Raw genomic sequence first — 15,940 nt, forward strand, 5'->3', positions numbered from 1 at the left:
AAATTGAAATTCATTCAAAATCTGTTTATAATTGCGCTATGTACGAATATAAAATAGAAGGCGGTTTTCCGATAAAGGGAACTATAAAAGCAAGCGGAAACAAAAATGCAGCTCTTCCTTGCATCGCGGCTTCCTTGCTTACTTCCGAAAAAGTTATTTTACGAAATATTCCAGAAATTGAAGATACAGGCGTTATGCTTTTGATTTTGCAGTCGTTTGGCGCAAAAGTTGAAAAGCTTTCTGAAAATACTTGGGAAATAAATGCTTCTGAAATATCGCGCAATGATATTCCTCCTGAGCTTAGCAAAAAAATCCGCGCTTCAATTCTCTTTGCAGGACCTTTGCTTGCCCGCACTGGAAAAGCTATAATGCCGCCGCCCGGTGGAGACGTTATTGGCCGCCGTCGTCTTGACACTCACTTTCTTGCGCTTGAAGAACTTGGCGCGCGTGTTTCAATAGACAGGAAATTTGAATTCAGCGCGAATAAGCTTGTTGGCTCTGATATTTTCCTTGACGAAACTTCCGTTACTGCCACAGAAAATGCAGTTATGGCGGCTGTTCTTGCGGAAGGCTCAACAGAAATTACAAATGCTGCCAGCGAGCCTCACGTTCAGGATTTGTGCAATATGCTGAATGCGATGGGCGCAAAAATTTCAGGAGTCGGTTCAAATATTTTAAAGATTGAAGGCGTGAAAAAACTCAAGGGCTGCGATTTTTCAATTGGCCCGGATTTTATGGAAATTGGTTCGTTCATTGGACTTGCCGCCGCTACTCATGGCTCTATAAAAATTGAAGGCGTCCGTGTAAATGATTTGCGTCCGCTTCGGATTTCTTTTAACAAGCTTGGAATTCGCTGGGATGTTGAAGATAACATTCTTACAGTTTCCGCAGATCAGGAAATGAAAGTGAACACAGATTTGGGCGGAATGATTCCAAAAATTGATGACAGTCCTTGGCCGGGATTTCCGCCGGATTTGACTTCGATTATGACTGTTGTTGCAACCCAAGTTGAAGGAACTGTTTTGATTTTTGAAAAAATGTTTGAAAGCCGAATGTTCTTTGTGGACAAGCTTATAAGCATGGGCGCGCGCATTACACTTTGCGATCCTCACCGTGCAGTTGTCGCGGGTCCGAGTTCTCTTCATGGCGAGCATCTTGTTTCTCCTGATGTCCGTGCTGGAATGGCAATGGTTATCGCGGCTCTTTGTGCTCGTGGAGAAAGCCGGATTAGCAATGTGTATCAGATTGAACGCGGCTACGAAAATCTTGTGGAACGCTTAAAATCACTTGGCGCGCATATAGAAAAAATAGACATCGCTTGACGTCTTGTTGAAATATAAATAAAAAAAGAATAATCTATGCTATTAGCAGTATAGAATTTCGAGGAATTGAAAATGGCAGTTGATGAAAAATTACAGACAATACGCCACAGTTGTGCGCACGTAATGGCAGAAGCAGTTTTGAATCTTTTTCCGGGAACAAAAATTGCAATCGGTCCTGCGATAGAAAACGGATTTTATTACGATTTTGATTTTCCGGAAGGACACAAAGTTTGCGCGGAAGATTTTGCTTCAATAGAAAGAGAAATGCGCAAAATTATTTCTGGCAACCATGATTTTATCCGCAAAGAAGTTTCAAAGGCAGAAGCTCTTGAGCTTTTTAAAGATCAGCCTTACAAAGAAGAGCTTATAAAGGAACTTCCAGAAGGCGAAGTTATAACAACTTATGAGCAGGACGGCTATCTTGATTTGTGCCGCGGTCCTCATGTTGCGAACACAAAGGAAATAAATCAGCAGTCATTTAAACTTATGAGCATTGCAGGCGCTTATTGGAGAGGAGACGTAAAACGTCCGATGCTTACACGCATTTATGCAGTTTGCTTTTACAAGCCGAATGATTTGAAAGATTATCTTACGATGCTTGAAGAGGCAGACAAACGCGATCACCGCAAGCTTGGCGTGCAGCTTGATTTGTTCCACCTTGATCCGGAAGATCCAGGTCAGATTTTCTGGCATCCGAATGGCTGGACAATGTACGTAACTTTGCAGGACTATATGCGCGAAAAAATCCGGAAAGACGGTTATATGGAAGTAAATACGCCGGCTATAATGCCTCGCACTTTGTGGGAGCGTTCCGGCCACTGGGGACATTACCAGAAAAATATGTTCGTTACTGAAAGCGAAAAGCGAATGTTTGCAATCAAGCCCATGAACTGTCCTGGTGCGCTTGAAATTTTCAATTCAAGAGTACGCTCTTATAAAGATTTGCCGATGCGTCTTGCGGAATTCGGACATTGCGTTCGTAATGAGCCAAGCGGAACTTTGCATGGAATTATGCGTGTTCGCGGATTTGTCCAGGATGATGCGCATATTATCTGCACAGAAGATCAGATTGAAAGTGAAGTTTCAAAATTCTGCCGTTTGCTTCTTGATGTTTACAAGGACTTTGGATTTGACAAAAATCTTCTTGTAAAACTTTCCACAATGCCTGAAGATCATGTTGGCGATTTGGAAACTTGGCAGCACGCGGAAAAAGCTTTGGCGGCGGCTTGCAATTCAGCGGGAATGGAATATGAAATTCAGCCTGGCGAAGGCGCGTTCTACGGACCTAAGCTTGAGTTTACGCTTATAGATGCTCTTGGCCGTCAGTGGCAGTGCGGAACAATTCAGCTTGACTATCAGCTTCCAAGCGCGGAACGTCTTAACGCTGAATATATCGGCGCGGACAATCAAAAGCATCATCCTGTAATGCTTCACCGCGCAGTTCTTGGTTCGCTTGAACGTTTCCTTGGAATTCTGATTGAAAATTATGCTGGCGTTTTCCCGGCTTGGCTTTCGTTTGAACAGGCGGCGGTTGTTCCAGTTGCTCCAGAATTCAATTCTTATGCTGAAAAAGTTGCTGATGAACTAAAATCGCTTGGCGTGCGTGCAAATGCTTACACAGACGACAGCAACATGAAAAACAAAATCAAGAACATTTCAACGGAACACAGAACTCCGTATATTCTTGTTGTTGGAGAAAAAGAGCAGGGAGAAAATTCCGTCACTTGCCGCTTTAGATTTTCATCCAAGATTCCGCAGAAAACATTTTCTCTCAAGGAATTTGAAGATTATGTTTTGGACAAAATCAGAACGCATTACAACGGAATTTAAAAATCTATAGAGAAAATTTTTTCTTCAGATAAAGTCAGAAAATCCGTGAGTGGAATAGAAAACCGTTTTGTTTTTCCGGCAGGCGAAACAAGCGAAAGTTCCACTGCGGATTTTTTTAGTTCCTGCGCAAGATTTTCGCCATAGACAACCGCGACTAAATCCGCATATTCGCTGGCAGTCATTACTTCGCCTGTAAAAACCGGAGCCATAAGAAGGTCAAAAAAACTTTGTGTTTCAGCAGGAAGCGTTGAAGCCAAATTTTTTATATTTTCCGGGCTGAATTTTATTTTTAAGGATTTTTCGTTTTGAGAAGCAAAGCTAGAAAAATTTCCAGTTCCAGAAATATTCAGCTTGGAAAATTCTGGAGATGAAACTTTCGCGTTTTTGAATTCTGAATTTTCTAGCGCGGATTTTATTTTTTTTGTGTCGAAAATTACAATCTCTTTATTTGAATCAAGTCCGCCGCTGGAATTAATTTCGCTTAGTCCGCTTGAAGCTTCTTTTATTGCGGTCGAAATTGCTTCACCTAAATCAATTTCAGCTGAAAGAGTCTGCAATCCGTTTTTTTCCGCTTTGACTTGAACTAAAGATGCGCAGCCTGTAAATGCAAGCAGTGCAAAAAGATAAAAGGTTGCGCATATATATTTTGCTCTTTTCATATTATTGAAAACAGATTTTTTCGGAAAATGTTACTTTTTTTGTACTCTTGCATTTTGCGTTTTTGCGTTCTGAGCTTTTGCATTTTGAGCTTGTACTTTTGTGCGCGGAAGAATTCTTCCATATCCAAAGAAATGGTTTTTCCAGAAACGCTCGCTGATTAATGTAAGCTGAACTCCTGTTTTTGGTCCGTCGCTTACTGCCGAAACGAAAACGCGCTTTCCGTTGAATTCAGTGATTGGTCCGCGGTAAACTCCGCAGTAAAGTCCGATGTGTGTTACGCGGTCAGAGTTCGGGTCGTTTTTAAAGAACATCAAGTCGCCCGGCTCTTTTTCCTTTGAATCGATTTTTAGCACGCGGCTGCTGTTGTAAATTTCGTTTGCGGTTCTCGGAAGCTGAATGCCTGCTCCGTTTTTAACTGCATAGTCTATGAATCCGCTGCAGTCGAATCCTGTTTCAGGCTCTGTTCCGCCGTAAACATATTTTGTTCCAACAAATGAAAGTGAATACGTTATGAGTTTCTGCCTTCTTTCTGAAACTTTCGGGGCTGCAAAAATTCCCTGCAAAATCATAAGGGAAAAAATAAAATAAAATGAAAGTTTGTAAATTTTGCTGTGCTTTTCCATATTTAATACCTCGGAAAAAATTCGATTTTAGCTTAAAGCCTTTTCAAAAGAATAGTGCCATAATGCCGGAATTTTTTCAAGAAGATAAAAAGGTTTGACATATTGACGTAAAATGTCAAAGTAGATAGACTTTAAAATTATAACTATATTTTTTACAGGAGACTTTAAAATGATTATTAAACCGATGATTCGCAGCAATATGTGTATCAATGCCCATCCAATTGGCTGCGCAAAAGAAACTGAAAATCAGATTAATTATGTTATAGCTCAGAAAGCCAAGCGCGGAACAAAGACTTTGGCGGAAGGCGGAAAAGCTCCAAAAACTGTTCTTGTTCTTGGATGCTCTACAGGCTACGGACTTGCAAGCAGAATTGCAGCCGCTTTTGAATACGGAGCTGACACAATCGGAGTTTCATTTGAAAAACAGCCTACACAGGTAAAAGGCGGAACTCCTGGCTGGTACAACAACATGGCGTTTGACAAGGCCGCAGAAAAAGCCGGATTAAAAGCAAAGACTTTCAATGCGGATGCTTACAGCGATGAATGCCGCGCGGAAGTTATAAAGCAGCTTAAAGACTGGGGCGCAAAAGCTGACCTTGTTATTTATTCATTGGCAAGCCCTGTACGCACAGACCCAGATACAAAAGTTATGTACCGTTCAGTAATCAAGCCTATCAATCAGGTTTATTCCGGAGCATCTCTTGATATGATGACTGGAAAAATTACTCAGGCTTCAACACAGCCAGCGGAAGGAGATGAAATTCCGAACACTGTAAAAGTAATGGGCGGCGAAGACTGGGAAAGATGGATTAAGCAGCTTTCAGAAGCGGATGTTCTTGCAGACGGATGCCGCACTTTGGCTTATTCTTACATCGGACCTTCTCTTTCTCATCCAATTTACCGCGACGGAACAATCGGCGAGGCAAAAAAAGATTTGGAAAAGCGCGCGCACAATATTGATGCCGCTCTTAAAGCAAAAGGCGGAGCTGCTTATGTAAGCGTCAACAAGGGACTTATTACTCGTTCATCTTCAGTTATTCCGATTATCACACAGTATCTTGGAGTTCTTTTCAAGATTATGAAGAAGCAGGGAACTCACGAAGGATGCATTGAGCAGATGGAGCGTTTGTTTGCTGAGCGTCTTTATACTGCCGACGGAAAAGTTCCTGTAGATTCAGAAAATAGAATCCGCATGGATGACTGGGAAATGGATCCAAAAGTTCAGGACGAAGTAAACAAAGTTATGCCGGCTGTTACAGAAGAAAATGTAAACGAGCTTGTTGACTTGGACGGAATCCGCCATGACTTCTTGATTATAAATGGCTTCGATGTTGACGGCGTTGACTACAACAAAGAAGTTACAGACATGACAAAAATCGAATACTAACTTTATTGTCATTAACTGTGTAAAATATTATTGCCGGGCATAGACCCGGTGATGTTTACATGGCAAACTCAGTCAGCAATCTATTTGCATTAGATTCCCGCATTAAGTGCGGGAATGACATTTGTTTTTACCGAAATTTAAAATTCAGCCTGATATTTTTTTAGAATACAACGCAGACGCCGGCACCAACGGAATTTTTTCTTCTGTCGGTGTCTGTGGAAATGTCGCCGTATACAGTCGCGGTAAATCCTTTTGCAATTTCAAAGTCAACACGAGGAATTATGTTTGCATAAGTGTCTGTGTCTCCTTTGTAGCGGCTGTCGAAAATTCTGATTGTGCTTTCGACGCTTAATGAAAGGTTGTCTAGCAAGTTGTATTTTACAGCCGGAATTATAGAAAAGAAATTCAAAGTGTCGCCGTCTTTATCTGTGTAAGTTTCATCTCTAAAATGCTGATAGCTTGCGATTCCCAGGAGCAATTTGTCAATTCCTGTGTACTCAATGTTTTCAACAAAAACAAACTGGGCTGGTTTCATTTTCTGAATTTCCGCTTTTCCCATTCTGAATTCGTTTCGTGTTTTTTGCTTCTGGTAAATTCCTTCCGCGCTGAATTTAATTCCGTTTGCAAACTTTAAATTTACATTTGCGTATCCTGCTCCGGCTGCGGCAACTGCTCCCCTGAAGCTAAAGAAATCCTTTGTAAAATTTATTCCGCCCACGAATGCGTTTTTTCCGAATTCTTTTGTTCCGCTGTCATAACCGTCTTTTCGTGGATAAAATTTTTCGCCTTTTTGATATGAATACAAATAATCCTGAACGATTGCGCCGCCGATTTTCAGCTCTGGCAAAATTGAATAAACCGCATAGCCGCCAGTTTTTTTTGTGATAAATGTAAATTGCTCAAATCCGGTTGAAGTAAAAAACATATCTTTTATTCTTCCGCCAGAAACAAAAAGTTTTTGGTCAAGAAATTTTCCCCAGGCGTTTGCGTAAGTTATCATTTTTTCATTGAAAGCGATTTTGTCAAATGAACCTGCGTACTGGTATCTTGCGCTTGCACCGAATTTTTTTTCTGTTCCGATGAATTCGCCGTCGAGCCTTATGCGGGAAAATTCATCGTCGCCAAAATAATCGCCCTTTGTCCAAGTTGTCGCGGAAAATGAATTGATGTCGGCATTGTCTTCGCCTTTTGCGCCGTCAAATGCAGTTGAAATTCCAGAGCGGACATGACCTGAAAGTTTAAAATTCTGCGCGGAAACAAAAACTGATGCGCCCGCCAGAATTGCTAAAAAAAAATATTTCTTCATAGAAAACCTCTTATGTTGCCTTATGCTAACGATTTTGCCATTGCTGTTCAACTATTCAAAAAACTTAGGCTTCCAATATTCATTCAAGTTGTTTATAATTTATATCTAGCTGTCATTATCGGGCTTGACCCGGTAATCTATTGAAAATTTATAACAGATTCCCATGTCATAGCATGAGAATGACAGTATAAAATCGAACCTTAAGGTGAAAATATGAAATCTGCGGTTACTCAAAACGATGTCGCAAAAGAAGCCGGCGTAACACGGAGCATGGTAAGCTATGTTATAAGCGGAAACTCTGACCGTTCAGTTGCTCCAGAAACACGCAAAAGAATTTTGGATGCAATCGAGCGTCTTGGCTACAGACCGAACAAGGCGGCGCAGGCTTTGCAGCAAGGCGATGTTGGTTTTGCGGCGAATAAGCTTGGCGTTGTCCTTTGCGCTTCCGAAACTTTTTTGCGTCCGTATTATGCGGAAATTCTTTCTGGAATTCACCTTGAAGCCCATGAGCAGAATTTTCAGGTGAGCTTTATAAGATTTTTCCATGAGCTGAAAAATCCGGTTTTGTTTAACAGTTTGATTCACGAAGAGGAAATCGGCGGACTGATTCTTGTTGCGACAGATCAGTGCCTGAAAACTGACGAAGATAAAAAAATCATCGACAAAATAAAAGAGCGTCTTTCTAAAATTGTCTGCGTTGAATTTCAGTACGAAGGCTTGAGCAGTGTTATGTTTGACAGGCAGGCAACTGCGCAGCGGGCAACAGAATATTTGATTCAAAAAGGTTTTTCAGAGATTGGATATATTGGCGAAGACGATGACCGCGTGCATGGAGTTCAGCTTGCTTTGGCTGAAAAAAATCTTGATGCAAAACGGGACAGTTTTTTTATTGCTGAAACTTTTGACATGAGCGGCGGATTCAAAGCGGTAGATTCTTTTCCGGCTGATAAAAAAATTCCACGCGCAATTGTCTGCGGTTCTGATGAAGTTGCAATTGGAGTTCTTCGCGGCTTGAGCAAAAAAAATATTTCTGTTCCAGGCGATGTTGCGATAATCAGCATAGATAATATTGAAATTTCAGAATACACGTGTCCGCCTTTGACCACGATGAATGTGCAGAAAAAAGCAATGGGCGAGCAGGCTGTAAAAATGATTGTTTCTGGAACGGCAGGAAAAGATGAAAATGCGATTAAAATTATGCTTCCGTCTTCTCTTGTTGTGCGCGAGTCTTGTTAGAATTTTCTGCGGAAAAAATGCAGCCGCAATATTGCTGCCGGTAAAGTGAAAATTCTTTGCTAAGCTCAAGGCTTCTAAGAAAACCGCCTTTCTTTTTAAAGTCAGAAAAAAGCCACTTTGGTTTTCCGTTTGCGCATTCAGAAAGTTCTTTTCCAATTTGATTTATTTTTTCTGAATCTTTAAATGGACTTATTGAAAGCGTTGTGCAAAAATAATCAAAGTTGTTTTTTTTCGCAAATTCAAAAGCGCGCTTCAGCCTGAACTTGTAGCATCTTCTGCAGCGTTCTCCTTTTTCTGGCTCTGTGGCAAGCTCTGGATTTTCCTTGATTTTTATTGCGTCATAGAATTCCTGCGGAATATAACAATCTTCCACGAGCTTTACAGAATTTTCTTTTGCTGGAAAAAATTCAGGAAGAAATTTTTTTAGTTCTTCAAGCCGTCTTTTGTATTCTTCTTCTGGAAAAATATTTGGATTGTAATACAAGATTGTTATATCAAAAAATGAAGCAAGAAATTCCAAAACATAAGATGAGCAAGGCGCGCAGCAAGCATGAAGCAAAAGTTTTGGCCTGTTTTCCATTGGAGTGTTTTGCTTTAGAGATGAAAGAATTTTTTCAAGTTCGATTTGATAATTCATTTTAAATGCCGATTATTTTTAGTTTTTTTTCAAAAGTGCGGACTGTTATTTCAGAAGTTTTTTGGTAAACTTCGCCGTCTGTGTGCAGCCAAAGCGGAATTGTTGTTTTGAATGTTGCGCTTGAAAATTCTATTAAATTTATTCCGGGAAAAATTCCGTGCAGTCCAAAAAAAGCAGTTGGCAATGCAAAAAGAATTCCAGGAACTGTTTTGTTGTTCACAATGCACAAATTCATTTTTCCGTCTGCGGGATTTGCCTTTGGACAAAATTTAAATCCGCCGCCTTCATAGCGATGAACCATTGAAGCCGCAAAAAGAAATTTCGGAAGAACAAGTTTTTTGCCATTGTCAAATTCAACTGTGCAATTCGCCTTTGGAGCATGAATAATCTGATTCAATGCGATTGCAAGATACGTCAGTTTTCCAAGTCCGAATTTATTTAAATTTCTTTTTATAAATGAATGTGAGGATTTTTGGCAGACCGCCGCGTCAAATCCCAAGCCTGCGCTTACAACAAATTTTCTTTTTGTTTTTTCTGCAATCACTTCACCCAAATCCAATTCAGCTGGCTTTGTTGCTGAAAGAATTTTTTCAAGGCATTTTTTTACTGACTTTGAAATTTTCATGTCGCGCGCAAAATCGTTGCTTGAGCCAGTCGGAATGTATGCGAGCATTACAGTTTCAAAATTTTGTATTCCCTGAACTGCGTCATTTAAAGTTCCGTCACCGCCAAGAATTACAATTGTGCAGTTTTTTTCTGCTGAAGATTTTCCGCTGATTTTGGAGCAGATTTTTGTAACGTCTCCGTGCTCTTTTGAAAATTCAACATCGTATAAAATTTTTCTTGAAATCAAAACCGGCTCAATTTTTCTTTTCCACAAACGAAGACCTTTGCCTGAGCGCGAAACTGGATTTACAATAAAATGAAACATTCAAAAAGAATAGCACAAAAATGCAAAAACGTCAGTGGATTGTTTTTTTCTTTTTCCTCTGATAAAATAAAATTGTAACGATGATTACGTTGTGATGACTGTCGGTTGAATCCTACAACCTAACGAGCCTACGAACGCTCCTATCACTGCATTTCCAAGTAAGCAATCTAAAAAAATTTTAAAGGACTCTTTATGAACAAGTATGTGAAACGCTACTTAATCGATGCGATGGGCGGAATGGCGCAAGGACTTTTTGCGTCTCTTTTGATTGGAACAATTGTCAAGACTTTGGGACAGCAACTGCTTAGACTTGGAACAAATCCAGTTTTTGAATTTTTTGTTTCAGCAGGAAACTTTGCTTGTGAAGCCCATGTTGTTGGCGCGGCGATGGCTGTTGGAATTGGATATGCAATGGGAGCTTCTTCTCTTGTTTTGTTTACTCTTGTTGCTGTTGGCGCGGCTGCAAATGTTTCTGGCGGAGCTGGAGGACCGCTTGCAGTTCTTGTAATTGCAGTTCTTTCGTGCGAGTGCGGAACGCTTGTAAGCAAAAAAACAAAAGTTGACATTATCGTAACTCCTTTGGTTACGATTGTGGCAGGAGTTTTTTTCACTTTGCTTTTTGCAAGCCATATTGGAAAAGCCGCCTATGCGTTTGGAAATTTAATTATGTGGGCGACAACTTTAAAGCCTTTTTTGATGGGAATTCTTATTTCTGTAATTGTTGGAATTCTTTTGACTCTTCCTGTAAGTTCTGCGGCGGTTTGCGCGGCTCTTGGACTTACTGGACTTGCTGGCGGAGCTGCTGTTGCTGGTTGCTGCGCTCAAATGGTTGGCTTTGCAGTTATGAGCTTTAAAGAAAACGGCTGGAGCGGAATTTTGTCTCAGGGACTTGGAACTTCAATGCTTCAGATGCCGAATATTGTAAAAAATCCGCGGATATGGATTCCGCCTACGCTTGCTTCTGTTATAACCGGCCCGATTGCGACTTGTCTTTTTAAAATGCAAATGAATGGAGCTGCGGTTTCAAGCGGAATGGGAACTTGCGGACTTGTAGGGCAGATTGGAATAATAACAGGCTGGTTTGAGCCTTCGCAAGCTGCTGTTGCGCACGGAGCTGTTGCAGTTTCGCCGGGAATTTTTGACTGGCTTGGACTTGTTCTTATTTGCTTTGTTCTTCCAGCTGTTTTTTCTGTTTTGTTTTGTTCTATTCTAAGAAAAATCGGCTGGATAAAAGACGGAGATTTGCTTCTTCAGTAAAATTTAATTCTTCTAAAATTTGATGCTGAAATGCCGATAAAAAGACCATGCGTATACTCTTTTTAAAATTGTGCATTTCAGCTTCAGTTTTTTCTTTTTTTTCAGGAATTTCTTTTGCCCAGTCAAAGCCTTTGTATAAGCTTCCGGAAGTTTATCTTGAAAGAAGAGTTTCCGAAAATCCAGAGCCGTTTTTAATCGGAACAGACACAGGACTTTTTAAAATTCTTCCGAGCGGAATTGCAGATCCTTTGTGGACGGAAGGAAAAGTTGAACGCATTTTAAGAACTCAGGCAAAATGGTTTTTCGTCACAGAAAACGGAATTTATTCTTCTTTGGATTTAAAAGAATTTACGCAGCGCAATATAGGACTTCCTTCATTAATCGTAAAAAATTATGAAAACGGAAATAAAGAAATAGTTCAGAAAATGCCTCTTTTAAAAGACATTTGCGCAGATCCGCTGAATCCAGACATTTTAGTTACAGCCACAAAAGATGAAGTTTTTATAACTCGTGATGGCGGCTTGTCTTGGAAGTCGCTTGGTTCGGCAAGCAATTATACTTCTGGAATGAAAGCGGTCGCAGTTTCGCACATGCCGGTTTATGGAAAAAACGGAGAAATTGAAAGCAGCGAAGTTGTCGTTTTTATGTCGCATCCGATTTACGGTTTTAGTTATTGCCGCGCTGATGAAAAAAATCCAAAGTGGATTGATGTGAGCGCAGGTTTTTCCGCAATGCAAAGCCTTACGCAGGTCGATGAAATTTCTGATATTCTGCCGGTTTTGTGCCGCGATTCAGCTGGAAATATTTATGCGGAAATTTATCTTTCCCAGTCGTTCATTCCGAACATTTACAGATTTGACTGGCGCACAAAAAAAGCTGAAAAAATTTACCAAGGTGAAAATCCGTGCGATGCGATTGACGGACTTTGTCAAAACGGCTCTAACTTGATTTTTTCAACAGTTGGAAAAATTCTTTCACTTTCTCTTGAAACAAGGGAAGTTTCAGAAATTTCAAGTTTTAATTCTTGGCGGGAAAATTTAACCGCTGCCGGCGACACTATAAATTCAGCGTTTGTTCCTAAAAATATTTCGCAGCTTGGAGCGAATGTTACTTTGAATGAGCTTTGGCTTTTAAATCCTGAAACAATTCTTTCTCCTTGGGCTTATCTTGCAAACAAAAAAAAGTCGATTTATGCGTCTGTCTATCAGCTTAGAAATTCCGCTGGAATTGAAAAGTACAAAAAAATTGTTTCTGACAACAAGCTCAATTCTGTTGTAATCGACATGAAAGATGACTACGGACTTTTGCGGTTTGAGCCGAACAGCCAGCTTTTAAAACAAAAAGGAAAAGTTACTCAGTACAAAATCGACTTGGAGCAAGTCGTAAGCGAATTTAAAAAAGACGGCGTTTATCTTATTGCGCGCATTGTTGTTTTTAAAGACAGAAATTTAGCTTCGTATGACAAAGGAAAATACGCAGTTTGGAATTCCCGCACAAATTCTCCATGGATGGGAATCCGCGGAAAAGAAGACGTTACTGACGAAAATGGAAATCCGGCTGGAACAAAAACTGTTTACTATGATGAAAACTGGGTTGATCCTTACAGCGAGGAAGTTTGGGAATACAATGTTGAAATTGCAAAGGAACTTGTTTCCCGCGGCTTTGATGAAATTCAGTTTGACTACATAAGATTTCCGACCGACGGAACAAATTTAAATTCCGCAGTTTATAGATGGCGCGACAAAGGAATGGTAAAAGAAAGCGCGCTGGTTTCATTTTTGTCTTATGCCCGAAAAAATATAAAAGCTCCGATTGGAATTGACATTTACGGCGCGAACGGCTGGTACAGAAGCGGAACAAGAACAGGTCAGGACGTTGAGCTTATGAGCGAATATGTTGACGTAATCTGCCCGATGTTTTATCCGTCGCATTTTGAACAGGATTTTCTTGAGTATCCGCCTTATGAAGAACGCGCGTATAGAATTTATTTTTACGGCTCATTTAGAAACACAATAATCGGAAGAAACAGAATTATTGTGCGTCCTTGGATTCAGGCATTTTACATGGGCGTAAGGCATGACAGAAAATATTATGACAAGAATTATGTCCTGCGTGAAATTTTCGGTGTGCGCGACGGACTTGACAGAGGATATATGCACTGGAACAATTCCGGCGGATATTACGAAGACATCAGCCCGGATCCTCAGGACAATGAAATTTCTCCGTGGCATGAAAAAGAATGCGATTTGCAAAAACGGATTCCGGCATTCAGTCTGGGAATAAAAAATTCTTTAGATTCCGACTTGCAGGATTTGGAACAGAAAAAAGAAAATGCAAAGAACATGATTTCAATTTGGAATTCTGTGCTGGACAATGAACTTGAATACGAAAATGCAAGCGTTACAACAAGAAATTTTCTTCATGTAAAGCCAATATTCGGTGGAAGCAAATGAGCAAATATACGCCAGAAGAACCGATAGCGGCAATTGCAACGGCTCTTGTTCCTTCTGCAATTGGAATTGTCAGAACGAGCGGAAAAAACTGCATTGAGCTTGTAAGCAAAATTTTTTCACGTAAAAAAGTTCTCTTGCAGGCTGCCGGAAATTCTCTTGTTTACGGCTGGATTGAAGATTCAAGAATTCAGAACGGAAATAAAAAAATAGATGAAGTCATGCTTGGCGTTTACAAAGCTCCAAAATCTTTTACAGGCGAAGACATGGTTGAAATATTTTGCCATGGCGGAGTTAATGTTGTAACTTCAATTTTTTCTTTGCTGCTTGAAAATGGTTTTAGAAAAGCTGAGCGCGGAGAATTTACATTCCGGGCTTATATAAACGGAAAAGTTGATCTTACAAAAGCTGAAGCCGTAAAAGAAATAATAGACAGCCGCACAAATGCTTCAAGAAGCCGCGCCGCCGGACGTTTAAGCGGAAATCTTTTTGAGCAAATTTCCTCTATTAAAAAATTGATTTTGGACACAATTGGAAACATTGAAGTTGAAATTGAATATCCAGAAGACGAAGAAAATATTTCAGAATCTTTTGACACTTCATTGTTAAAGAACGCGCAGAAAAAACTTTCAGACTTGGCTTCTTCTTGGAAGGCTGAAAAACTTTATCAAGACGGAGCAAGAATTGTTTTGTGCGGAAAAACCAATGCCGGAAAATCAAGTCTTTTCAATTCACTTTTAAAAGAAGAACGCGCAATTGTCAGCAGCATTGAAGGAACGACCCGGGACTGGCTTGAGTGCTGGACAGATTTTGCAGGAATTCCTGTCAGGCTTTTTGATACCGCCGGACTTAGAGAAACTTCGGATTTAATTGAAGAGCGCGGCGTTGAGCTTGCAAAAGATTTAAGTCAGGATGCGGATGTCATTCTTTATCTTGTGGACAGCTCAAAAGGAATTTTAAAAGACGATTTGGATTTTATTGAAAGCCAGAAAAATATTCCGGTTGTTTTGGTTTTGAACAAATGCGATTCTTTTGATTTGAATTTGGACGGAATAAAAAAAGTCTGGAAAGATTCTGTAAAAATTTCTGCAAAAAATAATATCGGAATAGAGCAGCTTGTTTTAAAAATAAAAGACATTTTGTTTGACGGCGAAAAAACTGAACGCGAGCAAAGCGGACTTGGTTCAGCGCGGCAAAAAAAATCAGTTCAGGAAGCTTTGGAGCGGATAACGCACGCTTTGGAAATTTCCCAAGATTCCAGCTACGGACTTGATGCGGTTGTTCAGGATTTGGAAGATTCTTTGGAAAGCCTTGGCGAAGTTGCCGGCGAAGTTTCTCCAGATGACGTTCTTGAAAATATTTTCAGCCGTTTTTGTGTCGGCAAATGACAACAGATTTTTTTTTCAGTATAATCAGATTCAAATGAACGAAATTGATTTTTTAGCGGAAGAAATTTTTTTACGGTACGGAAATGTAAAGCGTGCTCGCGGACCGTTTTTATATACGGAAAAAGGTAAGCGTCTTACAGATTTGTATCAGGAAAATGGCAGGGCAATTTTGGGCTGGGGCGGCTCTTCTGCATTTACAATGCTGAAAAATGCTATAGACCGTGGAGCAACCGGAAGCTTTAAAACTTGTTTTTCAGGCCGGCTTGAAAAATCTGTAAATGCGCTTTTCTTTGGATGCAAACGCAAAGTTTTTATTTTTGCAAAAAAATCTGACTGTCTTTCCGCCGCTGTAAAAATTAGTCCGAAAAATACTTTTGTCTGGAAGCCTTGGAGCGAAACTGTTTTTGAAAACAACAACGCAGACTGCATTGTTTTTGAGCCGCCTCTTCCTTGGACAAGCGGAATTTATATTCTTGCTGCAAAAATTGATTTGGCTGAAAAATTTTCTCAAGATGTTTTAAAGGAAACTGTAAAACTTTCTTCTCCTATTGAAGCCGCCGTTACTCGCTCAATTTATAATTTGATTTCGGCATTGCAGGCTCGGCAGGAAAAGGACTGGTTTATTTACGATTTGGCTTTGACAAAATACTGGCAGAGAAAAGGACCTTATCTTTTTCCAAAAATTCCAAAAGAACTTTATGGAAAATTTATTTTGCATTGTCTTGACCTTGGAATTGTCATAAGCCCTGTTTATGAGCAGCCGAGCATTGTTCCGTTTGGCGCAGACAAAGGCGTTTTTGAAATTTTAAAGAAAAATCCGTTTGTTTATAAAGCAGACTAAGTGTTTTAGAAATAAGTGGATTTTTGCTCAAAACTGAATTATATTTGATATAGGCATTTTTTTTGCTGAACA

General features: G+C 40.0%; 13 protein-coding genes. 8 read left to right on the forward strand and 5 right to left on the reverse strand.

The window, feature by feature from the left end; translation table 11 throughout:
* Window positions 1-38 precede the first annotated feature (38 nt).
* Both murA and thrS read left to right on the forward strand, forming a co-directional pair.
* Window positions 39-1,322: a UDP-N-acetylglucosamine 1-carboxyvinyltransferase gene (gene murA / locus Q0H92_RS01905; RefSeq protein ID WP_296011124.1), complete on the forward strand. Its 1,284-nt coding sequence runs from the start codon at window positions 39-41 to the stop codon at window positions 1,320-1,322.
* Window positions 1,323-1,394: 72 nt separating this feature from the next.
* Window positions 1,395-3,152, forward strand: coding sequence for a threonine--tRNA ligase (thrS, locus tag Q0H92_RS01910; RefSeq protein WP_296011127.1), 1,758 nt, complete (start codon window positions 1,395-1,397; stop codon window positions 3,150-3,152).
* Here thrS and Q0H92_RS01915 read toward each other — a convergent pair.
* Window positions 3,149-3,811: a hypothetical protein gene (locus tag Q0H92_RS01915; RefSeq protein ID WP_296011132.1), complete on the reverse strand. Its 663-nt coding sequence runs from the start codon at window positions 3,809-3,811 to the stop codon at window positions 3,149-3,151. The genes thrS and Q0H92_RS01915 overlap by 4 nt on opposite strands.
* Before the next feature lie 30 nt (window positions 3,812-3,841).
* Window positions 3,842-4,435 (reverse strand): C40 family peptidase, encoded by a 594-nt coding sequence (locus Q0H92_RS01920; RefSeq protein ID WP_296011136.1) that lies wholly within the window; start codon window positions 4,433-4,435, stop codon window positions 3,842-3,844.
* Between the two features lie 169 nt (window positions 4,436-4,604).
* Here Q0H92_RS01920 and fabV point away from each other — a divergent pair, with 169 nt between their 5' ends.
* Window positions 4,605-5,822: an enoyl-ACP reductase FabV gene (fabV, locus tag Q0H92_RS01925; protein WP_296011139.1), complete on the forward strand. Its 1,218-nt coding sequence runs from the start codon at window positions 4,605-4,607 to the stop codon at window positions 5,820-5,822.
* A gap of 160 nt (window positions 5,823-5,982) precedes the next feature.
* Here fabV and Q0H92_RS01930 read toward each other — a convergent pair whose 3' ends face one another.
* A complete protein-coding gene (locus tag Q0H92_RS01930; protein ID WP_296011141.1) occupies window positions 5,983-7,128 on the reverse strand; it encodes a hypothetical protein in 1,146 nt (381 codons plus the stop codon).
* Window positions 7,129-7,341: 213 nt separating this feature from the next.
* Here Q0H92_RS01930 and Q0H92_RS01935 point away from each other — a divergent pair, with 213 nt between their 5' ends.
* Window positions 7,342-8,364: a LacI family DNA-binding transcriptional regulator gene (locus tag Q0H92_RS01935; protein ID WP_296011144.1), complete on the forward strand. Its 1,023-nt coding sequence runs from the start codon at window positions 7,342-7,344 to the stop codon at window positions 8,362-8,364.
* Here the strand turns inward: Q0H92_RS01935 and Q0H92_RS01940 are convergent.
* Window positions 8,324-9,001 (reverse strand): epoxyqueuosine reductase QueH, encoded by a 678-nt coding sequence (locus tag Q0H92_RS01940; protein WP_296011149.1) that lies wholly within the window; start codon window positions 8,999-9,001, stop codon window positions 8,324-8,326. The genes Q0H92_RS01935 and Q0H92_RS01940 overlap by 41 nt on opposite strands.
* A 1-nt stretch (window position 9,002) precedes the next feature.
* Complete coding sequence (locus tag Q0H92_RS01945; RefSeq protein ID WP_296011151.1) at window positions 9,003-9,932, reverse strand: YegS/Rv2252/BmrU family lipid kinase; 930 nt, start codon at window positions 9,930-9,932, stop codon at window positions 9,003-9,005.
* 192 nt (window positions 9,933-10,124) lie between these two features.
* On the opposite strand from Q0H92_RS01945, the gene Q0H92_RS01950 reads away from it, so the two are divergent.
* From Q0H92_RS01950 to Q0H92_RS01965, 4 genes are read left to right on the forward strand one after another with little or no spacing between them, the layout of a single operon-like run.
* The gene (locus Q0H92_RS01950; RefSeq protein ID WP_296011154.1) at window positions 10,125-11,189 is read left to right on the forward strand and encodes a PTS sugar transporter subunit IIC; all 1,065 of its coding nucleotides are present in this window, start codon (window positions 10,125-10,127) and stop codon (window positions 11,187-11,189) included.
* 47 nt (window positions 11,190-11,236) lie between these two features.
* Window positions 11,237-13,642 carry a putative glycoside hydrolase gene (locus Q0H92_RS01955; RefSeq protein WP_296011157.1) on the forward strand — a complete coding sequence of 802 codons (2,406 nt, stop codon included), beginning with the start codon at window positions 11,237-11,239 and terminating at the stop codon, window positions 13,640-13,642.
* Window positions 13,639-15,027: a tRNA uridine-5-carboxymethylaminomethyl(34) synthesis GTPase MnmE gene (gene mnmE, locus Q0H92_RS01960; RefSeq protein ID WP_296011160.1), complete on the forward strand. Its 1,389-nt coding sequence runs from the start codon at window positions 13,639-13,641 to the stop codon at window positions 15,025-15,027. Before Q0H92_RS01955 ends, mnmE begins: the two co-directional genes overlap by 4 nt.
* Before the next feature lie 34 nt (window positions 15,028-15,061).
* The gene (locus tag Q0H92_RS01965; RefSeq protein ID WP_296011162.1) at window positions 15,062-15,868 is read left to right on the forward strand and encodes a hypothetical protein; all 807 of its coding nucleotides are present in this window, start codon (window positions 15,062-15,064) and stop codon (window positions 15,866-15,868) included.
* Window positions 15,869-15,940 lie beyond the last annotated feature (72 nt).

The sequence above is a fragment of the uncultured Treponema sp. genome (genome assembly GCF_934725225.1).
In the GTDB taxonomy this organism is placed as follows: Bacteria; Spirochaetota; Spirochaetia; order Treponematales; family Treponemataceae; genus Treponema_D.